This window comes from Candidatus Cardinium hertigii (assembly GCF_003788695.1).
On sequence record NZ_RARA01000018.1, the window covers coordinates 1 to 22031 of the forward strand.

A 22031-nucleotide genomic window follows, 5' to 3' on the forward strand; every position below is an offset into this window, starting at 1 on the left:
GTAAGTTGTCTTTGTTTAGCAAATCATGTCTTGTTAAAAAGGCTACCCATCTATCTAGTGCTGTCTTAACCTTAACGACTAAATCGGTTAAGGCTTCGTTTGGATTATCGGTAAACTTCTTTAGTTCAATGGTGTGTAATTCTAAGTCTTTAAAATACAGTGCATTACTTTCTTCTTCTGTGATACGAAATACATTATGGTATTTGGGTTCCTCTACAATAGAAATAAAGTTCAGAATATGGATGCCAATGGCTTTAGATAAGTTGCCATAGCCTTGTCCTGCTTGTAGCTGTTCAGTATACAATTTGGCCCAATAAAACAAAGCCCTTTTATCATAATCTGCTTCATCACTGATTTGGATTTCAATATTAAATAGTTTACCATCTACTGCCTTAGCTTTGAGATCCAATATAGATGCTTTATCTCCTCGAAAGTTTTGCGGATTGTAGGGATTAAGCAATATAATNCTGTTTATTTATTGGGAAGATACGTTATATAACTGTTCTACTTGGCTAATGGTTAAACCAGTAACTTTGGCTACATAGGCAATAGGTAGCTTTTCTTGAAGCAAATTTTGGGCTATAGCCATGGCTTTTTGGGTTTCCCCTATTTGGATACCTTCTTCTTTTCCTATTTGGATACCTTCTTCTTTACCTATTTGGATACCTTCCTCTTTGCCTATTTGGATACCTTCCTCTTTGCCTATTTGGATACCTTCTTCTTTTCCTATTTGGATACCTTCCTCTTTGCCCTCATTTTTAGCTTTTTTAACTGTATTTTCTTCGACCCATAACCACTTTAAATGNNNNTGCCAATGGCTTTAGATAAGTTTCCATAGCCTTGCCCTGCCTGTAGCTGTTCGGTATACAATTTGGCCCAATAAAACAAAGCTCTTTTATCATAATCTGCTTCATCGCTGATTTGGATTTCAATATTAAATAGTTTACCATCTACTGCCTTGGCTTTGAGATCCAATATAGATGCTTTATCTCCTCGAAAGTTTTGCGGATTGTAGGGATTAAGCAATATAATATCTGCTACTTGATCTTCTGCTGAAACAATGGCGTTGATTAACGAAATCAATAAGTCTTTATTTTCCTCTACGCCAAAAAGTTTCTTAAAGGCTACATCCACACGAGGCGTAATAGCTTGCATACTAACTATAATTTAGGTTTTAAAATTGATACACTTGGCATGTATGCTTACCATACGTAATTAGGCATGTGTTACTCGTTCTGTTTATTTATTGGGAAGATACGTTATATAACTGTTCTACTTGGCTAATGGTTAAACCAGTAACTTTGGCTACATAGGAAATAGGTAGCTTTTCTTGAAGCAAATTTTGGGCTATAGCCATGGCTTTTTGGGTTTCTCCTATTTGGATACCTTCCTCTTTGCCTATTTGGATACCTTCTTCTTTTCCTATTTGGATACCTTCCTCTTTGCCCTCATTTTTAGCCTTTTTAACTGTATTTTCTTCGACCCATAACCACTTTAAATGGCCTTCATACAAGGTACGTTCTTCTGGTGTAAAGTTCATAACATTCAGTACCTGTAGTGCCTTTTTTAAATGGACATCGTTTAAAGGAGGAGGTAAGTTGTCTTTGTTTAGCAAATCATGTCTTGTTAAAAAGGCTACCCATCTATCTAGTGCTGTCTTAACCTTATCGATTAAATCGGTTAAGGCTTCGTTTGGGTTATCGGTAAACTTCTTTAGTTCAATGGTGTGTAATTCTAAGTCTTTAAAATACAGTGCATTACTTTCTTCTTCTGTGATACGAAATACATTATGGTATTTGGGTTCCTCTACAATAGAAATAAAGTTCAGAATATGGATGCCAATGGCTTTAGATAAGTTGCCATAGCCTTGTCCTGCTTGTAGCTGTTCAGTATACAATTTGGCCCAATAAAACAAAGCCCTTTTATCATAATCTGCTTCATCACTGATTTGGATTTCAATATTAAATAGTTTACCATCTACTGCCTTAGCTTTGAGATCCAATATAGATGCTTTATCTCCTCGAAAGTTTTGCGGATTGTAGGGATTAAGCAATATAATATCTGCTACTTGATCTTCTGCTGAAACAATGGCGTTGATTAACGAAATCAATAAATCTTTATTTTCCTCTACGCCAAAAAGTTTCTTAAAGGCTACATCCACACGAGGCGTAATGGCTTGCATACTAACTATAATTTAAGTTTTAAAATTGATACACTTGGCATGTATGCTTACAATCTATACGTCTATGACTCTTATGCTAGCGTATGTCTACCCTAATAATTTTTTTGTTCCGTGCACATGGGTTAATTGCACGAAATAAATAGTATAAACCGACATTACGTACAAAAAAACGCATACGCAACAGCTTATGGAAGCAATAGCCTAAACTTATACAGCTCTCCCAATATCATATTCAGCGGTTTTTAGGGGAATGGTTTTCCAAAATGCACTAAAAAGCATATAAAAATCAATGAATAATAAGATTATTGCTGCCATAATATCAAAAATAATAAAAAGCAACACTAGAAAAATAGAAAAAATTAGTCGATCTGTTGCAACGGCCTCGGATTTCCTTTGCCAATCACAGCCTTGTTCAATGCGCATTTTTTATGACTTTGCGTTATATCAAATTGTCACGCACGTGAAGGGATACGCTTGGTTTTTTATGATTATCAGATTTTATACTGAGCTTTGCACATGCTGGTTATTGATTAGGGCACATGGATGAACGTATATGAAACCCTTTCCTTTCTTTATTTCCATAAATTTATTCTTTATTTCCATAAACTTACGCGGAACAAATTTTTGTATTGAGTTCTATTTTCGTATATTGGGTCCTCTCGGTAGCTTGTTTTAGCAGGAGATACAAAACATAATAAGAATAAAAATAATCGCTTAAAAGGTTTTGTTTTACGTTACTTATAACAGTGATTAATTATCAATAATTTATTAAAACTAATACGCAAAGATGAGCCGTGCAAAAATAAGAAATGTGATAGGAATCTTACACATAGGTCTAACCGTTATCCAGGGATGTAGCCTGTCGAAATATAATATGGATACAACAGAATCAGGATCGTCACAAAATTTAAAGCAGATTTCAGAATCAGAAAAAGCAGCAGAACTTTTGAAGAATATATCTCAAAATAAGTCGAATGAATATGTTTCAGTATATATCCAAAAATGGATAGAACTATTTAATGCGTTCGTAGAACAAGCCATTCCGGATCAGAGAGAGTATAAAAAAAACATGGAACCGAAACTTATTGCCTATGTTGCCTTCTATTATGAACTATTAAGCAACTGTACAGATGCTAATGCTAATGGTTATCGTAAGCAATTTCAAAAAAGTATTAATGAACTCTTTTATAAGCTAGATAGCCGTGGGTTTTTGAAAACAGATGAAGCATTGTCCAGTACCACTAAGCGTATTTGCCCTTTGCCTGATTTAACTACATTCGCACAACAATGTTATTATGGGTATATTGATAATAAGGAAGCTATGCTAGCTTTTGATTATATCTTAAGCAATTGTTGCCCTGAGATTTCTTCAGAACTTATGAGGCATATTAGAACACCCTTCTGCGAGTTACAAATAAAAGAGAATATAGATTTTCAAAGAGCTGGCTGTACTCCCTCTGATATAACCCGGTCAATTTACTCCTATGCAAAAGAGATGCAAAAATACTTTTCTAGATATAGCCTTTTGTGGAAAAAAGAAAAAGAAAATTATTTTGTAGTTCCTATAAGAAAAGACCAAGAAGACATAGGCGTAAAGTACGCATTATGGAGTCCTGTTGACCAAACAGCTGTTTCTTTTAGATATGAAAAAAATAAGATATTAAAAGCGCCAGGTATCCTATTAGGCTTAGATATAGACGTGGATAATAATATGGCTAAGGTTGAATTAGGATTTGCTATAACGGACATTAGAGGTTATGGTTATGTATATGAAAGCGTAAGTGACGAAACAGAGGGACTGGCATTTGAGATCAAGAAAGCGTTTTTTAATGGCACATTACCCAATAAGGAAAAGGCACGCATTTTTATCCCTATACCAGAAGAAGAAAAAATAGAAAATATATTAGAATGGAAAGATAAGGATCCTCTTGTCCGTCTCAATACGCTTTTGAGCCTGCTAGGCCTTAAAGTAGATGAGCAAGGAAAGGTAATCCGAGAAGAAACAGTAGAAGAAAATAATATAGAATATAAATATAAAGCTCCGCAACTAAGCGGAAAACTAAATAAGCAGCTAGATAAGGAATATGATCCAGATAATGCGCAAAATAAAAGAAAACGTCAACTTGAAGAGCTGCAATCTTTTTTAGAATCAGAACAAAATACTAACACTTATAAGAATTTCCGTAAGTTTATAAATATTGGTAGGAATCTGTTAGGTGAGCAGAAAATAACTTTTACAGCCCATGGTTCCCATAGTAACATGCATACCTCTAAGGGAAACATTACTGTGGTTAAGCCACATGGGAAAAAAAAGAGAAAGAATGCCAAAATAAGCAAAAAACAATTCCAAAGCTGTGCAAACACTTTGGGTGTGAATATAGAAAACAAAAAATCATAAGTAGCCAGCCTCCACATGCCATTAACCTGTGGGGGAATAAACCCATTCCAATGTTACCTACATACTACGCATTAAAAACTACTTGGTATATACCTGCGCTGCTCAGTATGATCTACTGCATTGGCAATGGCTTCCTTTAGAATAATAAAATAGAAGTTATTTTTCAACCGACAACCAACTAATTATGTTGTTGATTTAATCAAAAAAGATATGCTTGCATTTACGCTTACTTGCTGAAATATCTACTAAACTTAATTGACCACTTGATTGGATTGCCATAACTATACACTAGTAATAATTCTAAAAAAATAAATGCTAGAAACTCAAGTTAAGTTAACGATTTTTTGCATGATGGAAAAGTGGAGTATTGATGTCAAAGCTTAATGGTCTATTGCAGCAGTCTCATTATGAATGATTTTGAAAGAAATATAATTACCCTATTGCATTTTTATTACAAAAGTATAAATTAAGCAATGGAAGGCTAATTGCATTAAAAGGCATTATTGAGCTAATAAAAGCGCGCTTCTAGCGTTATCCTGCTTAAGATTTGTACGATGCGCCTAAATCAGTTTTTTTGTACAATTTTCTTAATAGCCACATTTATACTAATTACGACAATGATCTTTAATGGATTATATGAAGCATCTCAAAACAAGCTGGTGAGAAATCTATCTCAGCGTTATCCCTTCAAAAGCCAACGCACTAAGGAGGTTATGCTATTGGTGGATAGAGCTGATTTTACCAATGAACATCCCTATGCTGATTTCCCACAGCAAATTGGATTCGGTGCCACCATCTCCGCTCCTCATATGCACGCTTTGGCGATTGACCTTCTTGAACCAGTTATAAATGAGGACTCACATATATTGGATGTTGGCTCAGGATCTGGATATCTGGCCGTTTGTTTTGCGAAAATGGTCGGATCGAATGGAACCGTGTATGGTATAGATCACATTGAAGATCTTGTCAACTGCTCGAAGCAAAACATCCGCAAAAATAACGCCGACCTATTGGATAGCAAAAAATTGATACTAATTTTGGGTGATGGGAGATTGGGTTATCCGCAAGGTGCTCCCTATGACGCAATCCATGTAGGAGCTGCGCCTGAAGAAATACCAAAGGCCCTTATTGACCAGTTGGCCATTGGAGGCAGAATGGTGATTCCCGTAGGTCTGGCTGGGGAACAACAATTTTTGCAAGTGGACAAAATATCTGAGAAGGAAGTACGCAAGCAAGTGATTACAGCAGTAAACTATGTACCCCTAACAGATAGGGAACAGCAACTTCAACTGTAAAGATTTCTATAAAGCATAACGGCTACATCACGAGGTCGTTGCAAGTATCCGTTCAGTTGTGTGGCCAATTAGAATTAGAAATAGTGCAATAATGCAAGATCATAAAAAGCGTGCCTTTAACGGCTCAAGTTAAAGTTGGCCTAAAGATTGCCACTATTCTATTTCCTGAAATAAAGTAATTTCAGAAAAGCTTTAACGGTACAGTTTATCTAGTAAACCAACATCGCTTTACCAATTTCTTTGGATTTTTGCACATGGATTAATAATTCAACTAGTTTTAAGGCAAATGCAAAAGCAGTTCCAGGTCCGCGACTGGTCACGATATTTTTCCATACACAAACAGGTTCCTCGCTGTATAGATAACCGGCGCTTTCCATCTTGGCACGAATGGAGTCATGGGTAGTAAGTTTTCCACCAATAGCAATATGATGGCTTGCCAATGCAAGTGGAGCTGCACAAATAGCAGCTATAATTTTTCCTTCTTGCTCATGATGACGTAATAAGGTGCCCACACGCTTATCCTCAGAAAGATGGTGACTGCCGGGCTGACCGCCAGGCAAAATTACAGCATCAAATAAGTGCTCGGCGATTTCTTTGAATAAACTATCCACTTGAAGTTTTGTTTTGCGTGAACAAATAATCATAGGATCGTCTTGCAAACCCGCAATCGTTACATCTATGCCTGAACATCTAAGAATGTCACTAGTAATAATCAACTCAATCTCCTCGGATCCATTACTGCCAATAATCAATGCTTTTTTCATGTTTTTTACCTTTTAAGGGTAAGAAAAAATTGTATAAATACCCAGGAACTAATATACGCATTATTTATTCATGCAAGCTGTGGTAACGTAGCTCTATGGTTACTCAATGGATTTGGAAAGCTGGCAAGGCGCGCGAGGGTGAAGCGCACGCAGCATAGTAGAACTATGTAAGTTCGCCCCATGATGTATATGCATACATCATGGGGACCCCAAGTACGCTGAATCCCGAAGCGGAACAGGGGTCCCCGCCAGATGATATATCTGGTGGGGTAAAGCACAGCCAGCTTTTCAAAGACGAAGAGTGTATAAGCAATAAATGGATGGTATGACCTATTTCATATTTCAAGTTAGTACATCGCTAAAGCAGAAACTGCCCAACCCATTTCTTGATCTATCAAATTTATTCGTAAATTCGAATGTTTACTAGTCCACTAAAGATAAAGATGGAGTAATGGGGATGCATTCAGCCCCTATACAGCTCTTTACTTGTTAGTATGGTTGAATAACACAAAATAGTTTGTGTTACTTATGAGGTAATGGCTACCATTTGCCAATAGTAGCTTTTAATTAATTTTAATTTATAGAAACATGCCACATCCAAAGAAAAGGTCGTCTTCTTCCAGAAGAGATAAAAGGAGAACACACGTTAAACTTGCAATGCCCGCTCTTGTTATTTGCCCTGTTACTGGTGTTTTGCATACCCCCCACCGTGCATTTTGGCATGAAAACAAAATGTATTATAAAGGTAGGGTGGTAATGAGTAGAGAAATCTCTTCGTAAGAGATTTTGTTAATTTCTATTCCATATATATTATATGGTATCTACGCAATTTATTAGCTTTTTTGAATTTTTCAATAAGGCTTTTTAGTATATGAAAATAGTAAAACGTGCCTCCATTGCGGGCGTATGTGGGTATGTGCCAGACTATGTGTTAACCAATAATGAATTGGAACAGATGGTGGATACCAATGATGAATGGATCGTTGCTAGAACGGGTATACATGAAAGGCGTATCCTCAAAGGGGAGGGTTTGGGCACTTCCGTAATGGCTATACAAGCGGCAAGGGGGGTATTGGAAAACACAGCTACTGATCCCACTACCATAGATTTCCTCATATGTGCAACGGTTACCCCGGATCTTATTATACCAGCTACGGCTAATATTATTTCCCACGCTATTGGTGCTACCCATGCTTTTAGTTACGACTTGCAAGCGGCTTGTTCGGGGTTTTTATATGCCTTAGATGCTGGAGCTCAATATATTGCTTCAGGAAGGGCAAAGAAGGTTATGGTAATAGGTGCCGATAAGATGTCCTCTATCATTGATTATACCGATAGAACTACCTGTATTATTTTTGGAGATGGTGCGGGTGCAGTGCTCTTAACCGCCCAAGATGCTGATGAGGGTTACGGTATTGTAGATACCATTTGTAAAACAGATGGGGCAGGACAAGATTTGATTTACCAAAAGGCAGGAGGGAGTAGATGGCCCGTTTCACATGAAACGGTGTCTGCTAAAGAGCATTATGTTTACCAGGATGGTCAAAACGTATTTAAGACGGCTGTTAGTGCCATGTCACAAATAGTTTTAGATATTATGGCCAACAATGATCTGGCAGTGGCAGATGTTGCTTATCTAGTGCCCCATCAAGCCAATAAGCGTATTTTACAAATGGTAGCTGAACGTACAAATATTCCTATGGAAAAGGTTATGCTTAACCTCAACAAATTCGGCAATACTACAGCGGCAACCATTCCACTTTGTCTGTGGGATTATGAACACAAATTAAAAAAAGGTGATAATTTGATTTTGAGTTCTTTTGGTGGGGGATTTACATGGGGCGCTATGTATATGACCTGGGGATATGATGGTTTTTAAGTTTTCTTCTATCTGATCGTTTACGCGTTGGTAACATCCATAAATAATAATAGTATAGTACGTTAACGATAAAAATATTATGGCAAACACAGCTGATATTAAAAATGGGCTTTGTATAGTGCTCAACAATGATATTTATAGCGTAGTAGCGTTTCTACACGTAAAACCAGGGAAAGGGGCCGCTTTTGTGAGAACTAAGTTAAAAAGTTTAACCAAGGATAAGCAAATTGATCATACCTTTAATGCTGGTATAAAAATACAGGTAGCTCGAATTGAGCGTAGACCTTATCAATTCCTTTATAAGGATAGTGCGGGCTATACTTTTATGCATACTGAAACGTTTGAGCAAATTACCATTGAACCAACATTGATCAATGTCCCTCAATTTTTAAAAGAAGGCCAGCCGGTAGAAATTATTTATTATGACGATGAAAATCAGGTATTAAAGTGTGAATTGCCTCCATCCGTTCTATTACAGGTTTCTTATACAGAACCCGGATTTAGAGGTGATACAGCTACTAAATCTCTGAAGCCAGCTACCTTAGAAACCGGAGTAGAAATTAAGGTTCCGCTATTTATTGATAATAATGATCTTATAAAGATAGATACCCGTACAGGTCTCTATATAGAACGTGTAACCGAACAGAAAAAATAAGTATGAAAACTATAGAAATTCAGGGATTGATTGATTTTATTGCTAAGTCAGGATTAGAAGAGGTTAATATCGAGACAGAAGCTATTAAAATTCATATTAAAAGAAGCCTGCCAGCGCCTCAACAGCTGGTATCAGCTACCCATAACGCCTTTCCTCCTTCTGTTCCTACGCATGCCCCATTACCTGCTTCTACTGCTTTAACAGCACTAGAAAATAATGTAGCATCCCATTATGTTACTATTAAGTCCCCAATGATTGGTACTTTTTATCGATCACCTGATCCTGAGTCGCTTCCTTTTGTAGAATTAGGAGATACGATTGCAAAGGGCACTAAGCTTTGTATCATAGAAGCTATGAAACTTTATAATGAAATAGAAGCAGAAGTCGATGGCAAGATTGTTAAAATATTGGTCGATGACATTTCCCCAGTGGAGTATGATCAACCCCTCTTTTTAGTAGATCCTTTTTAACATACCCAATCATAATTAATGCGTGTGGGTATGCGTATGGTTTGAAATTATCTTTATTTAATTAGTCTAACTTAGTGTTTTATGTTTCAAAAAATATTGATTGCAAATCGTGGTGAAATTGCCTTACATATCATTCGGGTTTGTAAAGAACTCAATATTAAAACGGTTGCGGTGTATTCTACAGCTGATAAAGATAGCCTCCATGTGCGTTTTGCAGATGAAGCGGTTTGTATTGGGCCACCCTCAAGTAATTTATCTTATTTGTCTATTCCTTCTATTATTGCCGCTGCTGAAGTAACCAATTCTACTGCTATCCATCCGGGATATGGTTTTTTGTCTGAAAATGCTAGTTTTGCAAGTATTTGTGAGGAATATGGAATTAAATTTATAGGACCTTCTGCTGCAGCCATCAGCAAAATGGGTGATAAGTCTATTGCAAAAGAAAATATGCGACGTGTTGGTATACCAGTCGTTCCTGGTTCTGATGGGCTACTCAAATCAGTCGAAGAAGGGATACAGTTAGCCCATACCATAGGCTTTCCTGTACTACTTAAAGCAACTGCAGGTGGTGGAGGGAAAGGTATTAAATTGGTTTATACACCAGAAGAATTTCAAAAAAAATGGACGGAAGCTAGACAAGAGGCTATGGCTTCTTTTGGTAACGATGGGCTTTATTTGGAAAAGTATGTAGAAGAGCCACACCATATCGAAATCCAGATTGTTGCCGATCAATATGGTAAAATCATTCATTTATCTGAACGCGATTGCTCTATTCAGCATAGGCATCAAAAGTTAGTAGAGGAATCGCCATCCCCCTTTATGACAGATGCATTACGTGAAAAAATGACAGAAGTTGCCCTACAGGGGGCGGCTTTTATAGGTTATGAAGGCGTTGGAACCATGGAATTTCTAGTGGATAAGTATCGAAACTTTTATTTTATGGAAATGAATACCCGTATCCAAGTAGAGTACCCTGTTACGGAAGCAGTTACGGGTTTTAATCTGCTAAGGACTCAAATTGAAATAGCAGCTGGTAAGCCACTAGATGCATCCAGTGCCTATCCCACATGCCATGCCATAGAGGCCCGTATTAATGCAGCGGATCCCTTTAACGGCTTTCGGCCATCCCCTGGAAAAATTACTGATGTGCACCTGCCTGGAGGTAGGGGCGTAACCATTGCTAGCCATATTTACGCTGGTTATGTAGTTCCCCCTAACTATGATGCTATGATAGCAAAACTTATTGTTTATGCAGCTACTAGAGCTGGCGCCATTGCTAGAATGAAACGTGCCTTGGAAGAATTTATTGTAAAGGGCATTCAAACCACTATACCTTTCCATCTTGCGTTGGTAGATAATGAACAGTTTCAGCAAGGTAACTTTACTACTCAATTTTTAGAATCTTTTGACTTTTCGCTTCTTAAGAAGTCGGAATAGAAATGGGATAATGTACTATCGTTAAGCTATATAATACGTTATCGGTTAGCGGATACTTTTTATTTTATAGAAAAAAGCTTAAGTTTGGCAACATGTGTCCTTTTTAGTTTTAGGAAGGATCATAATTATTTAGTATTAAGAAATATATATTATATGTATGCGATTGTAAAAATAGCCGGAAAGCAATTTAAAGTTGCTAAGGCGCAACGGCTTTATACGCCTAAGTTGCAAAATGCAGTAGGTGATTTTTTTACGCTTGATAAAGTTCTATTTTTAGATGATGGGCATGGAACTGTGGCGGTTGGTGCGCCTACCCTAGATGGCGTAGTGGTTAGGGCTCAGGTGTTAGCGCATACTAAGGGAGATAAAGTTATTGTTTTTAAGAAAAAAAGACGTAATGGTTATAAAGTAAAACGGGGACATCGTCAAGATCATACGAGGATTGTCATTGAAGATATTATCAAATAAACGAATGCCATGGCACATAAGAAGGGGGCGGGTAGCTCCAAAAACGGAAGAGAATCAGAAAGTAAGAGACTCGGTATAAAAAAATATGGAGGAGAAGAGGTAATGGCTGGGAATATCATTGTTAGGCAACGCGGTACGCATTATTATCCTGGTAAAAATGTAGGGTTAGGCAAAGATCATACGCTATTTGCTTTGGTGGATGGGGCGGTTGTCTTTAGCAAAAAAAGGCAAGGCAATCGGCTTATAGTTTGCGTTGATTCAATGCAGTTTAATACTGCAAACATTGTACCAATGTATCCAATAAAAAATGTATCCAATAAAAAAGATAATAATATATAAACTAATATATTAACAATAAGTAGTTGCGAACGAGATTCGCTAAAAAGGCATATGGCAGTAAAAATAAGATTAGCTAGATGCGGAAGAAGACATCTAGCAGAGTATGATATCGTTGTAGCTGATGCAAGGTCACCACGCGATGGTCGTTTTATAGAAAAAATTGGAAATTATAATCCCAATACAGCACCTTCAACCATTAGACTTAATGAAGCAAGCGCATTAAAGTGGCTTTTTCAAGGTGCACAACCTACTGATACCGTTAAAGGTCTTTTGTCTAAGCAGGGTATTATGCTGCGCAAACATCTCCAAATAGGCGTAAACAAGGGAGCCATAACGCAAGAGCAGGCAGATGAAAAGTTTAGACTTTGGCAGGCAGAGCGGGCTCAAAGCATAACCCAATAAATATATACTGTAACGGTAATAGACGTATCGTAATTCATTTCGATAAAACATAAAATGAGTAATTAAATGAGTATTAAAGATATTAGTAAGGATATAAAGACTGATTATAATAAAGATAGTGAGGGCGGTACTAAAGATATGCATAATAATAGGATTATGGACAAAGTAGTAGAGATTATTGTGGACAAGCTGAACGTTCCAGCTGAGGAAGTGGTGCCTAGTGCACACTTTGCCAATGATCTAGGTGCTGACTCTTTAGACCAAGTAGAACTCGTAATGGAATTTGAAAAAGAGTTTGAATTAGACATCAAGGATGACCAAGCCACAAAGTTACAAACAGTAGGTAATGTTATAAAATATTTAGAAGAACATTTGGCTGACGGGTAGGTTCAAGAGGGATAAAGCAGGCGCTTTATATTCCCAGATTTTTTTGTATAGCGTTCTTAAAAAGTTAGGCATGCATGCAGTATGGCACAAAATAAAGAAAAGGTGTTATTCCCACGAGTAGTTGTTACAGGATTAGGCGCACTCACGCCTATTGGAAACAATGTTAAGGAGTATTGGAATGGCCTCATTACTGGTCAAAGTGGTGCGGGGCCTATAACTAAGTTTGATATTTCTAAACATCGAACTAAATTTGCTTGTGAGTTAAAAGGATTTGATCCCAATGACTATTTGGACCCAAAAGAGGCTAGACGCATGGATCCTTTTACCCAGTATGCTATGGTGGCTGGAGGGGAAGCTATACAAGATGCTTTGTTAAGCAGCCCTCTAATAGACAAAGAACGGGTAGGGGTAATATGGGGATCTGGCATAGGCGGATTAAGTTCTACAGAAGCAGTCGTTTTGGAATTGGCCAGAAATGGTATGGGATCCAAAATAAATCCTTTTTTTATTACTAAAATTATACCAGATATACCTGCTGGCCATCTGTCTATTAAATATGGATTTAAGGGACCGAATTTTGCTACCGTAGCGGCATGTGCTTCTGCAGTTAATGCTTTGGCATCTGGTTTTCACCTTATTAAGTTAGGAGAGGCAGATGTAGTCGTAACAGGTGGCTCGGAGGCGCCTATTATTCAAGTAGGCATCGGAGGATTTAATGCATTAAATGCGCTTTCTCAGCGAAATGAAGAGTATCTAACTGCTTCACGTCCTTTTGATAAAACGAGAGATGGTTTTGTAATGGGGGAAGGAGCTGGCGCTTTAGTCCTTGAATCTTATGCACATGCCCAAAAAAGAGGCGCTAAAATTTATGCTGAAATAATAGGCGTAGGGATGTCAGCAGATGCTTACCATATTACGGCACCAAATATAGATGGGGTAATTTTGGCATTGCAACGTGCCCTAACCAATGCCCAAATTACTCCAGATTGCATTGATTATATTAATGCACATGGAACCAGTACCCCCCTGGGGGATACCAATGAGATAAATGCCATTCAGCATGTTTTTGGTGAATGTACCTATGCGCTTAATATCAGTTCTACCAAGTCCATGACAGGGCATTTGTTGGGTGCAGCCGGAGCTATAGAGTCTATTGCTACGGTCCTAGCATTAAACCATCAATTGGTTCCTCCAACTATTAATCATAAATTATTAGATGAGGCCATTGACGCACGTATAAACTTAACCTTAAACAAAGCAGAAGCAAGATCCATTTTGTTTGCTCAAAACAATGCCTTTGGTTTTGGGGGTCATAATGCTTCATTAATATTCAAAAAATGGGAAGATTCCTAGCTTTACTCCATTACTTTTTTATTAAACAAGATCCTGCTACACAACAGTTGATTACTTTTGTAAGAGCTACTACAGGAATGATTCCTTTAAACCTTGCTTTATATAAAATAGCGATTCAACATAGTTCCATAGAAGAGGGGTATACTTCTAATGAACGGCTTGAATTTTTAGGAGATGCTGTATTATCATTGATTGCCGGAGAATATCTCTTCAAGAGATATCCCTTAAAAGAGGAAGGTTTTTTGACCGATATCAGGTCAAGACTTGTAAATAGAGATTCTTTAAATAAATTAGCACGTAAAATTCATCTAGATAAGCTATTACATTACGATACAAATCTTATCAAACGAAGTGGTAGCAAATCTATTTATGGAAATGCATTAGAGGCATTTATTGGGGCAGTATATTTAGACCATGGATATGCATGCTGTCGAAGGTTTGTGATTGACCGTCTTATAGGTAACCATATTAGCTTAGAAAATCTTATAGAAAATGATACTAACTTTAAGAGCAGAATTATTCAATGGGCACATAAGCATCACCTTCAAGTAGTGTTTAAAATTCTTATAGAAAAACAGTATGAAGATTATAAAGAATTTACAGCGCAAGTGCTTATAGGGGAAAAAATTATTGGAGAAGGCACTGGTAGAACTAAAAAATGTGCTGAGCAAATGGCTGCGCAGCAGGCATTGCAATATGCCAAGGAAATAGAGCAAGAAAGCTTAATGGTTTTATAGCACACATGTTATGGCACAAAAAGGACAAGATATACTAGATACCATTACTTCATCTGGTTATCAATATGGTTTTGAGAGTAATATCCCTGTTGATGCTATTCCAAAGGGCTTAACAGAGGCTACTATTCATCTTATTTCTGCAAAAAAAGAGGAACCAGATTGGTTGTTAGAACGACGGCTACAAGCTTTGCATCATTTAGCCAAATTGCAAGAACCTACATGGGCAAAGGTTTCTTATCCTCCTATAGATTACCAGAATATTATTTATTATGCTGCGCCCAAGCAAAAAATAAATTTAAACAGTTTAGACGAGGTGGATCCAGCCCTTTTGGCTACTTTTAAGCGCTTAGGGATTTCGATAGAAGAGCAAAAAAGGCTAACAGGGGTAGCTATGGATATAGTATTGGATAGTGTTTCAGTAGCTACTACCTTTAAGGAAACATTAAACAAACTAGGTATTATTTTTTGTTCTTTTAGTGAAGCTGTTCAAAAGTACCCCCAATGGGTTCAAAAATATTTGGGTAAGGTAGTACCGATGACGGATAATTACTTTGCTACACTCAATACTGCTGTATTCAGCGATGGCTCTTTTTGCTATATCCCCAAGGGCGTACGTTGTCCTATGGAGCTTTCTACTTATTTTCGCATAAATGCCGCTAATACAGGTCAATTTGAACGTACCTTAATTGTAGCAGAGGAAGATGCCTACGTTAGTTATTTAGAAGGATGTACAGCCCCTATGCGAGATGAAAATCAACTACATGCTGCCGTAGTAGAAATTTATGCTGCAAAAGGAGCAAATGTAAAATATTCTACTGTGCAAAATTGGTATCCTGGTACTAAAGAAGGAGTAGGTGGCGTCTATAATTTTGTAACCAAAAGGGGGCTTTGCGCTGGTGCCCATAGTAAAATTTCTTGGACACAAGTAGAGACAGGCTCAGCCATTACCTGGAAGTATCCTAGTTGTATTTTAATGGGAGATTATTCGGTTGGGGAATTTTATTCCGTAGCGGTTACCAAAAATAAACAGCAAGCAGATACGGGAACTAAAATGATTCACATAGGCAAGCATACAAAAAGTCGAATTGTAGCCAAAGGTATTGCAGCGGGCCAATCAAGCAATAGTTATAGGGGGCTGGTCAAACTTACTGCTGGAGCAGACCATGCTTCTAATTTTTCTCAGTGCGATTCTTTATTAATGGGAAATAGCTGTGGGGCCCATACCTTTCCTTATATAGAAGTAAAAAATCCAACTGGCAAAGTTGCACATGAAGCTACAACTTCTAAAATCAGTGAAGACCAGCTTTTTTACTGCAATCAACGTGGTATTGATAATGAAAATGCGATAGCCCTTATTGTAAATGGCTATTGTAAAGAGGTCCTTAGGCAGTTGCCCATGGAGTTTGCTGTAGAAGCTCAAAAACTACTGGCACTCACCTTAGAGGGGAGTGTCGGATAAAAAATGGGCTAATGCTGCTAATTTTTCATCTGATTCACGTGCTGCATCATGAGAAGAAATATAGCCAGGATATTTATCAAATTTAGTTTTAATAGGGGCCGTAACAGCTTCCCAATGATCTTTTTTGGTTCCATGCAACGGAATGAGTTTAGCATGCAAATGGTTAACGCCATAACCTTCAAATACAAGGGCTGTTCTAGCAACAGTTGGAAATTTATGGACCAAGAGGTTTGATACCTTTTTAGCTGCGTCCATTAACCCGTTGATTTCCTCTGGAGGATGATCAAAAATATAACTGGTTAGGTGATGCTTAGGGATGACAACTGTAAACCCCTCTGTATTAGGAAAAATTGAAAGAAATGCCAAATAATGGCCTTCTGCCCATATGGTATGACAAGGGGCTAAGCCAGCTGCAAATTTACAAAATATGCAACTTTGCTCTGATGAATCGGTAGATATTTCCATAGTAGTATTAAAATGTATGTTTATCCATTTGATGGCACTTTTTTTTCTATTAATTCCCCTGCCTGAACGGATACTTTTACAATGCCCTATACTTGCTGTGCAATAGCGATAACATGGCTAATTTATATTTTTTCTGATCCTCATTTAGACCCCTATATTTTTTACACCAATCTATTATTTTGGGGTCTATTCTTATTGGATCTATGATGCTTATACATGGGTTTATTGGATCCATTTGTATTATATGGTCTTCTAGCAGAAGAGAAGATATAATCCATAATGCTTCTGTGTCTCCAATAATGGTAGGTCGAGTAATAGGATACACTATGATACATTCCAATAAACGTGTCTTGCAGTTAAGCTCCATACAGTGGAATAACCTTTCTAATAATTCCTTGTTTTCTGACTTTATTTTAGAGTTGTATGCAATGTTGCTTATCATACGAATAGTTGCTTCAGGATAATTGGTAAAACAGCAGTTTATATAGTAAGACAAACTATTTTTTATGCGTGTCATTCTTCCATCTACATCCCCATGCTTCTGCAAATATTCATGAAAACCTTTGTTATGCTTATAAAGTAAGGAATATAAATTCTTTAGCATTTGATTGAATATCTCAGTAGAGACGTTATTATTGGTGCTGATATATCTACTTGCAGCATTCAGCATTAAAAATTTTAGCTCATATGCGTATACAACATCTTCAAATGCTAAATGCTGAAAAGTATGAAGAAATATTTTAATATTTTCATTAGATTTAGATAAAAAATGGGAAATGAGTTGTTCGATATGAGGATTATTGTCACGCATTTGCTCATATCTATAAGTTTTTTTAAGATATAATGGCAATTCTTTGAATAGATATTCCAATGGTTTAGTAGAATCTGCACCTAATTCAAGTAATGAAGTAATACACTTATAATACATAAGGTGTTTTGCTTCATCATACAGAAATTCATGAATGTATTTCTGTAAAAAAGTGCGGTTGTCTAAGGCCTTGTAAGATTTATTTAAATCTAATTTAAATACAGTAATAAGACATTGTAAAACCCGCGCCAATGCCGCTCCTCCGCAGTTGTAATTACGACTATATGCGTTTAAAACAATATCAAATAATTCCACTTGTTCGTTTGTCTGCATAACAATTGTTTGCCCCATAACGTGGTTATAACATGATTGTTTAAAAGCATTAAACAGATCTGGATATTTTGGATATTGTATGCAAATATTGTTATAAACAGATGCATTTGTTTCACTTGTTAAGGAATCAAAAAAATTCTGTACAGTTTCCTTGTCTACCAAAGCTTGAAATGCACCATCACTACCCATTCTTTTTTCCTGTTCTGTATAATTTCTATCATAGGTATGAATCATCATACCATAGTCATAGGAGTGTATCACACCAAACGAAGAATGAGTCTTAGAACACGCAACAGAGGTTAGAACGTACAGCAGACAATATAGCATAGCCGCAATAGTTTCTATTATTTTTTGTTTATTTCTTTTCATCTCAATTGGTTGTAAACGGTTTAATAAATAGGATTTACAATTTTACAAAAAAATCAATAATCTAGCAAAAGCCATATCGTCATGACTTTAATTTTTTTCACTTTCCCCTTAGCGGCACGGCGCCCATATAGATCAAATCTACTTTCATTTTTTTCTACTTTTTTTTGCATTATAGCTACTTTTTTTGATCAAGCAAAAAAAGTAGCTTTAAAACAAGTGGTTTTTTTAAAAGAAGTAGTTTTAAAAAAAATGGATAAAATCATCAATTATTAAATATTAACAATTTTCTGTAATCTATAAAAATATGGCTGCCACGCAAGTGAACGGACAATGGCGTCAACTTAAGGTTTAGCTGTTATTGATAACCAAGTAGAATAGGAGGGTAGGCTAATCATGAATTGCCTTAAGTTGACGCCATTGAGTGAACGGATACTAGGTATCTTCATCTTCAGTTATATATTCTTGTTCCTCTGGCGTAAAGGTATCTTCATCTTCAGTTATATATTCTTGTTCCTCTGGCGTAAATGCGCAAGAAATATTTGAATGATTTACTTGATTAAGTGTTATATTTGTGTTGTTTCTACTCATATCCTTCGTAATATGCCCAGCCGTTTCATTTCTACTCATATCCTTCGTAATATGCTCAGCTGTTTCTATTGGATTAAAAGAATTTTTCACGCTATCATATACGCTATGACATACGTTATTACCTATTTTATATATTTTCCCCGCACACGATTTAGCTGAGGTAGCTATATAGTCCAATAATTCAGTTTTAGATGGTAAAACATACGATGCCGCTGTATTATTTGTATGATCGGTTTGGTCACCTGCATGGTTCTGCGTTATTACTGTATGGCTATGTGATGATGCATATGCTGGTACAGCATTAAAAGGGCTATCGACTGGTTGCGTTGGTGTTTCTATGAATATTTCGGATACATCCGATGACCCTGCACTAGAAAAATTATCTAGTGGTTGTGTGGATCCCTCTGTTAACATTTTTGGCCCATCATTTCCCCCTTCTTCATCATTTCCCCCTTCTTCTATTATATGGTTCGTTTCTAGTGAAACTAGTTCACCTGCTGGTTTCTCTTTTATTATATCCGTTGATGCATCATTTGATGTTTTTTTTATTGAACCACAATGTGATCCACAATTGCATAGTACGATAGCCATGTAACGGACCATAACGAGGTTATTTATTGCATGCATTATATTAAATTTTAGTTTGTAGTTATAATTATCCATTGAATTATAATATCCTTACTATACTATTTAACGTATATTTTTATATGAAAATCATCATATTATATAATGCCACGTAATTTAAATATTACCTAAATCAAAAACTATTCACCCTTACAAGAGGTTACATGGCTATTTTAGTGCATTTTCTTCATACCCATTATGCGTTATGTTAACTATAGGATTTTAGTGTATAGTTCAATGAAAACAGCTAGTATGCCCTTCCCATCTCCAAATGTACCATTAGAGCGTTTCACAGCAGACCGCACGTAATATAAATTAAGTAAAGCAATAAAACTAGGAAGTGGTTTTTAACTGATATAAAATGTATTAAAAGCCTTTAAGAGGAGCTAATGCCCTTATTGTCAATTAAAAATGGATTCTTGCAGGTCAGTCTTTATAGGCTTTTCATGGTTACAATTTTAGCCTTATAAATAGGGTGCCTATCTTACAAGTTAGTTTAGAGGATATGCCTATCACCTAAATTACCACCTAATAGGTGTTTGGCCTGTAGCCAATAAATATGCATTAGCTCTGCTAAAATGTCTATTTTTAAAAAATCCCCTATGCGCAGCTAGAGGAGAAGGATGTGCTGATTTCAATACCAGATGTTTTTCGGAATCAATTAAGCTTTCTTTTTGCCTGGCATAGTTGCCCCATAGCATAAATACTACATGCTGCTTGTGTAGCGCAACTGCTTTTATTACCGCATCTGTAAAAAGTTCCCAGCCTTGTTTTTGATGAGATCCTGCTTTATGCGGTTCTACGGTTAAGGTCGCATTTAATAGCAATACCCCTTGTTTTGCCCAACTATCTAGTGAGCCCGATGTGGGCATTGTAATGCCCACATCGGCTTGCAGCTCAATAAAAATATTTCTTAATGAAGGAGGGAAAGATATATTGGTAGGAACAGAAAAGGCTAGACCATCGGCTTGTCCTGGTCCATGATAAGGATCTTGTCCTAAAATCAGCACCTTAGTATGTGTAAAAGGTGCAAGTTCAAAAGCTCTAAAAATGTTTTGAGCTGCTGGGTAGATGGTGCGGTTTCGGTACGCTTCTCTTACGTAAAGGATTAACTTTTTGAAATAAGGCTTTTCGAACTCTGTGGCAAGTGCATTTTTCCAAGATGATTCTATTTTTACGTTCATATCTACACACTAAATTATAATTGTTATAATTAGGTACGTAAATTATAAAATAAAACTTGACTTTATCATTTTTTTTTATAACTTTATTTTCGATCACTTTAGTTGGGATCGGTTGGAAAGGCTAGGAAATTATTTGAATATGGAATTAAGACATTACGAGACGGTATTTATACTATCGCCAGTGCTTTCTAGCGATCAAACAAAGGCGTCTATACACAGATATAGATCTTTTTTGATGGAGCGTAATGCAACGATAGCATATGAGGAAGAGATTGGATTAAGGCCACTGGCTTACCCAATAGCGCACAAAAAAAGTGGGGTCTANNTGAGGAGGTGTTGCGTTTTTTGACCTTTTCCTTGAATAAGCATGCATTAGCGCATAATGCAGCAAGAAGATTGGTAGCGGTTGATGAAAAACAAGAACTTAAGCAAGAAGCAGCGTTATGACCTTGATAAACGAATCTATACAAAAAAAAACGATTACCAAGAAGTTTTGCCGTTTCAAGAAGTATGGTATTAAATATGTCGATTATAAATGCGTTGAGTTTTTGATGAAGTTTCTCAATGAACGTGGAGAAATATTGCCAAGGCGTATTACGGGTAATAGCCTAAAATATCAGAAAAAAGTGGCTTGTGCAGTAAAACGTGCAAGGCAGCTTGCTTTTCTTCCTTACGTGGCTGATAACCTTAAGTAAAGTAACGGGTGAAACATGGAAATAATATTGAAAAGTGCATACAAAAAATTAGGGAAGAAAGGCGATATGGTTTCTGTTAAAGCTGGATATGGCAGAAATTACCTTATTCCTCAAGGCGTTGCTGTTGTGGCCAATAGCGGAAATAAAAAGATTGCGCTTGAAAATGCTAAACAGGCAGCAGGCAAAGCATTGAAGTTAAAAGCTGATGCTCAAGCACTTTTGGCTGTATTAGCTACAGCTAAAGTTGTAGTGAGGGTAAAAGTAGGAGAAGGGGGTAATATATTTGGTTCTGTTACACCTTTGCAAATTGCTAAATCTCTTAAAGAGCAAAATAAGATTATAGTAGATTATACTACTATGCGATTAGAAGGGCCTATTAAAAAAATAGGCACCTATCAGGTGGAGTTAGCTTTACACGAAGAAATTTCGTATATATTAAATTTTGAGGTGGCCCCTATTTAGGGAGGCTGTAATGATCTTGGGCTTCTGATAGCGTGTGAAAGAGGATTTGTTGCTAGAAACTCTTTTGCAGTATCATTTTTTTTGTTTTTTTGTTTTTTTTGATAAAAGCTATGGGAAGCCCTTCCCCATTTCGTTAAACTTTCCTCATAATAGAAGGTTTCTATGGCTTTTGACATATGGATGCTTAGCACTTTAAATATTATTTTGTATTCGTTTATATGCGTGGCAGCCATATTTTATAGGTTATAGCAAATGGCTATTATTGAATAATTGATACT

At 36.7% G+C, this 22031-nt stretch carries 25 protein-coding genes and 2 pseudogenes; 17 read left to right on the plus strand and 10 right to left on the minus strand.

Annotation, left to right across the window (positions count from 1 at the left end):
- The 3 genes and pseudogenes from EDM02_RS01060 to EDM02_RS01070 form a co-directional block, all read right to left on the minus strand.
- Window positions 1-466: pseudogene (locus EDM02_RS01060) on the minus strand (Rpn family recombination-promoting nuclease/putative transposase); the annotation flags it as partial.
- A gap of 332 nt (window positions 467-798) precedes the next feature.
- Entirely contained in the window at window positions 799-1155 is a 357-nt protein-coding gene (locus tag EDM02_RS01065; protein ID WP_260214942.1) for an Rpn family recombination-promoting nuclease/putative transposase, read from the minus strand.
- 88 nt (window positions 1156-1243) lie between these two features.
- The gene (locus EDM02_RS01070; RefSeq protein WP_123662393.1) at window positions 1244-2182 is read right to left on the minus strand and encodes an Rpn family recombination-promoting nuclease/putative transposase; all 939 of its coding nucleotides are present in this window, start codon (window positions 2180-2182) and stop codon (window positions 1244-1246) included.
- Window positions 2183-3056: 874 nt separating this feature from the next.
- On the opposite strand from EDM02_RS01070, the gene EDM02_RS01075 reads away from it, so the two are divergent.
- Entirely contained in the window at window positions 3057-4580 is a 1524-nt protein-coding gene (locus tag EDM02_RS01075) for a hypothetical protein (protein WP_148053547.1), read from the plus strand.
- 159 nt (window positions 4581-4739) lie between these two features.
- Here the strand turns inward: EDM02_RS01075 and EDM02_RS01080 are convergent.
- Window positions 4740-4859 (minus strand): annotated as a pseudogene (locus EDM02_RS01080) (IS5-like element ISCca3 family transposase); the annotation flags it as partial.
- 338 nt (window positions 4860-5197) lie between these two features.
- Here EDM02_RS01080 and pcm point away from each other — a divergent pair.
- The gene (pcm, locus tag EDM02_RS01085; protein ID WP_184891071.1) at window positions 5198-5875 is read left to right on the plus strand and encodes a protein-L-isoaspartate O-methyltransferase; all 678 of its coding nucleotides are present in this window, start codon (window positions 5198-5200) and stop codon (window positions 5873-5875) included.
- Window positions 5876-6084: 209 nt separating this feature from the next.
- Here the strand turns inward: pcm and EDM02_RS01090 are convergent, their stop codons facing one another.
- Complete coding sequence (locus EDM02_RS01090; RefSeq protein ID WP_123662398.1) at window positions 6085-6639, minus strand: DJ-1 family glyoxalase III; 555 nt, start codon at window positions 6637-6639, stop codon at window positions 6085-6087.
- A gap of 588 nt (window positions 6640-7227) precedes the next feature.
- Between EDM02_RS01090 and rpmF the strand changes: the two genes are divergently transcribed.
- The 12 genes from rpmF to sufB all read left to right on the plus strand — a co-directional run bounded on the left by rpmF (window position 7228) and on the right by sufB (window position 16225).
- A complete protein-coding gene (rpmF, locus tag EDM02_RS01095; protein WP_123662401.1) occupies window positions 7228-7419 on the plus strand; it encodes a 50S ribosomal protein L32 in 192 nt (63 codons plus the stop codon).
- 91 nt (window positions 7420-7510) lie between these two features.
- Window positions 7511-8518, plus strand: a complete 1008-nt coding sequence (locus EDM02_RS01100) for a beta-ketoacyl-ACP synthase III (protein WP_123662403.1) — start codon at window positions 7511-7513, stop codon at window positions 8516-8518.
- Window positions 8519-8597: 79 nt separating this feature from the next.
- A complete protein-coding gene (gene efp, locus EDM02_RS01105; protein WP_123662405.1) occupies window positions 8598-9173 on the plus strand; it encodes an elongation factor P in 576 nt (191 codons plus the stop codon).
- Between the two features lie 2 nt (window positions 9174-9175).
- Entirely contained in the window at window positions 9176-9643 is a 468-nt protein-coding gene (gene accB, locus EDM02_RS01110) for an acetyl-CoA carboxylase biotin carboxyl carrier protein (RefSeq protein ID WP_123662407.1), read from the plus strand.
- An 81-nt stretch (window positions 9644-9724) separates the two neighbouring features.
- Window positions 9725-11080: an acetyl-CoA carboxylase biotin carboxylase subunit gene (gene accC / locus EDM02_RS01115; RefSeq protein ID WP_123662409.1), complete on the plus strand. Its 1356-nt coding sequence runs from the start codon at window positions 9725-9727 to the stop codon at window positions 11078-11080.
- A gap of 153 nt (window positions 11081-11233) precedes the next feature.
- Window positions 11234-11548 carry a 50S ribosomal protein L21 gene (rplU, locus tag EDM02_RS01120; RefSeq protein ID WP_123662464.1) on the plus strand — a complete coding sequence of 105 codons (315 nt, stop codon included), beginning with the start codon at window positions 11234-11236 and terminating at the stop codon, window positions 11546-11548.
- Between the two features lie 9 nt (window positions 11549-11557).
- A complete protein-coding gene (gene rpmA, locus EDM02_RS01125; RefSeq protein WP_123662411.1) occupies window positions 11558-11887 on the plus strand; it encodes a 50S ribosomal protein L27 in 330 nt (109 codons plus the stop codon).
- Window positions 11888-11938: 51 nt separating this feature from the next.
- Window positions 11939-12289, plus strand: a complete 351-nt coding sequence (rpsP, locus tag EDM02_RS01130; protein ID WP_123662414.1) for a 30S ribosomal protein S16 — start codon at window positions 11939-11941, stop codon at window positions 12287-12289.
- 138 nt (window positions 12290-12427) lie between these two features.
- Window positions 12428-12676 (plus strand): acyl carrier protein, encoded by a 249-nt coding sequence (locus tag EDM02_RS01135; RefSeq protein WP_123662416.1) that lies wholly within the window; start codon window positions 12428-12430, stop codon window positions 12674-12676.
- Window positions 12677-12757: 81 nt separating this feature from the next.
- Window positions 12758-14029 (plus strand): beta-ketoacyl-ACP synthase II, encoded by a 1272-nt coding sequence (fabF, locus tag EDM02_RS01140; RefSeq protein ID WP_420886339.1) that lies wholly within the window; start codon window positions 12758-12760, stop codon window positions 14027-14029.
- Window positions 14014-14766: a ribonuclease III gene (gene rnc, locus EDM02_RS01145; protein ID WP_123662418.1), complete on the plus strand. Its 753-nt coding sequence runs from the start codon at window positions 14014-14016 to the stop codon at window positions 14764-14766. The genes fabF and rnc overlap by 16 nt, the downstream gene beginning before the upstream one ends.
- Window positions 14767-14776: 10 nt before the next feature.
- Window positions 14777-16225, plus strand: a complete 1449-nt coding sequence (sufB, locus tag EDM02_RS01150) for a Fe-S cluster assembly protein SufB (protein ID WP_123662420.1) — start codon at window positions 14777-14779, stop codon at window positions 16223-16225.
- On the opposite strand, the gene EDM02_RS01155 is transcribed toward sufB, so the two are convergent.
- From EDM02_RS01155 to EDM02_RS01170, 4 genes are all read right to left on the minus strand, one after another.
- Complete coding sequence (locus EDM02_RS01155; RefSeq protein ID WP_123662422.1) at window positions 16205-16690, minus strand: HIT family protein; 486 nt, start codon at window positions 16688-16690, stop codon at window positions 16205-16207. The genes sufB and EDM02_RS01155 overlap by 21 nt on opposite strands.
- Before the next feature lie 76 nt (window positions 16691-16766).
- On the minus strand, window positions 16767-18200 hold the full coding sequence (locus tag EDM02_RS01160) for a hypothetical protein (RefSeq protein ID WP_123662424.1): 1434 nt from the start codon (window positions 18198-18200) through the stop codon (window positions 16767-16769).
- Between the two features lie 432 nt (window positions 18201-18632).
- Entirely contained in the window at window positions 18633-19379 is a 747-nt protein-coding gene (locus EDM02_RS01165; protein ID WP_148053549.1) for a hypothetical protein, read from the minus strand.
- A 554-nt stretch (window positions 19380-19933) separates the two neighbouring features.
- On the minus strand, window positions 19934-20596 hold the full coding sequence (locus EDM02_RS01170) for a uracil-DNA glycosylase (RefSeq protein ID WP_123662428.1): 663 nt from the start codon (window positions 20594-20596) through the stop codon (window positions 19934-19936).
- Window positions 20597-20735: 139 nt separating this feature from the next.
- On the opposite strand from EDM02_RS01170, the gene EDM02_RS01175 reads away from it, so the two are divergent.
- The 3 genes from EDM02_RS01175 to rplI all read left to right on the plus strand — a co-directional run bounded on the left by EDM02_RS01175 (window position 20736) and on the right by rplI (window position 21753).
- On the plus strand, window positions 20736-20945 hold the full coding sequence (locus EDM02_RS01175; protein ID WP_260214948.1) for a 30S ribosomal protein S6: 210 nt from the start codon (window positions 20736-20738) through the stop codon (window positions 20943-20945).
- Between the two features lie 94 nt (window positions 20946-21039).
- Window positions 21040-21291, plus strand: coding sequence for a 30S ribosomal protein S18 (rpsR, locus tag EDM02_RS01180; protein ID WP_123662430.1), 252 nt, complete (start codon window positions 21040-21042; stop codon window positions 21289-21291).
- Window positions 21292-21306: 15 nt separating this feature from the next.
- Complete coding sequence (rplI, locus tag EDM02_RS01185) at window positions 21307-21753, plus strand: 50S ribosomal protein L9 (protein WP_123662432.1); 447 nt, start codon at window positions 21307-21309, stop codon at window positions 21751-21753.
- Here the strand turns inward: rplI and EDM02_RS05790 are convergent.
- Entirely contained in the window at window positions 21750-21986 is a 237-nt protein-coding gene (locus EDM02_RS05790; RefSeq protein ID WP_123662434.1) for a hypothetical protein, read from the minus strand. The two genes, rplI and EDM02_RS05790, sit on opposite strands and share 4 nt — an antisense overlap.
- Window positions 21987-22031 lie beyond the last annotated feature (45 nt).

Coding starts and splice junctions, on each gene's coding strand:
- EDM02_RS01070 (WP_123662393.1), bottom strand. CDS start 2,182: ATGCAAGCCATTACGCCTCGTGTGGATGTAGCCTTTAAGAAACTTTTT.
- EDM02_RS01075 (WP_148053547.1), top strand. CDS start 3,057: ATGGATACAACAGAATCAGGATCGTCACAAAATTTAAAGCAGATTTCA.
- pcm (WP_184891071.1), top strand. CDS start 5,198: ATGATCTTTAATGGATTATATGAAGCATCTCAAAACAAGCTGGTGAGA.
- EDM02_RS01090 (WP_123662398.1), bottom strand. CDS start 6,639: ATGAAAAAAGCATTGATTATTGGCAGTAATGGATCCGAGGAGATTGAG.
- rpmF (WP_123662401.1), top strand. CDS start 7,228: ATGCCACATCCAAAGAAAAGGTCGTCTTCTTCCAGAAGAGATAAAAGG.
- EDM02_RS01100 (WP_123662403.1), top strand. CDS start 7,511: ATGAAAATAGTAAAACGTGCCTCCATTGCGGGCGTATGTGGGTATGTG.
- efp (WP_123662405.1), top strand. CDS start 8,598: ATGGCAAACACAGCTGATATTAAAAATGGGCTTTGTATAGTGCTCAAC.
- accB (WP_123662407.1), top strand. CDS start 9,176: ATGAAAACTATAGAAATTCAGGGATTGATTGATTTTATTGCTAAGTCA.
- accC (WP_123662409.1), top strand. CDS start 9,725: ATGTTTCAAAAAATATTGATTGCAAATCGTGGTGAAATTGCCTTACAT.
- rplU (WP_123662464.1), top strand. CDS start 11,234: ATGTATGCGATTGTAAAAATAGCCGGAAAGCAATTTAAAGTTGCTAAG.
- rpmA (WP_123662411.1), top strand. CDS start 11,558: ATGGCACATAAGAAGGGGGCGGGTAGCTCCAAAAACGGAAGAGAATCA.
- rpsP (WP_123662414.1), top strand. CDS start 11,939: ATGGCAGTAAAAATAAGATTAGCTAGATGCGGAAGAAGACATCTAGCA.
- EDM02_RS01135 (WP_123662416.1), top strand. CDS start 12,428: ATGCATAATAATAGGATTATGGACAAAGTAGTAGAGATTATTGTGGAC.
- fabF (WP_420886339.1), top strand. CDS start 12,758: ATGGCACAAAATAAAGAAAAGGTGTTATTCCCACGAGTAGTTGTTACA.
- rnc (WP_123662418.1), top strand. CDS start 14,014: ATGGGAAGATTCCTAGCTTTACTCCATTACTTTTTTATTAAACAAGAT.
- sufB (WP_123662420.1), top strand. CDS start 14,777: ATGGCACAAAAAGGACAAGATATACTAGATACCATTACTTCATCTGGT.
- EDM02_RS01155 (WP_123662422.1), bottom strand. CDS start 16,690: ATGGAAATATCTACCGATTCATCAGAGCAAAGTTGCATATTTTGTAAA.
- EDM02_RS01160 (WP_123662424.1), bottom strand. CDS start 18,200: ATGAAAAGAAATAAACAAAAAATAATAGAAACTATTGCGGCTATGCTA.
- EDM02_RS01165 (WP_148053549.1), bottom strand. CDS start 19,379: ATGGCTATCGTACTATGCAATTGTGGATCACATTGTGGTTCAATAAAA.
- EDM02_RS01170 (WP_123662428.1), bottom strand. CDS start 20,596: ATGAACGTAAAAATAGAATCATCTTGGAAAAATGCACTTGCCACAGAG.
- rpsR (WP_123662430.1), top strand. CDS start 21,040: ATGACCTTGATAAACGAATCTATACAAAAAAAAACGATTACCAAGAAG.
- rplI (WP_123662432.1), top strand. CDS start 21,307: ATGGAAATAATATTGAAAAGTGCATACAAAAAATTAGGGAAGAAAGGC.
- EDM02_RS05790 (WP_123662434.1), bottom strand. CDS start 21,986: ATGGCTGCCACGCATATAAACGAATACAAAATAATATTTAAAGTGCTA.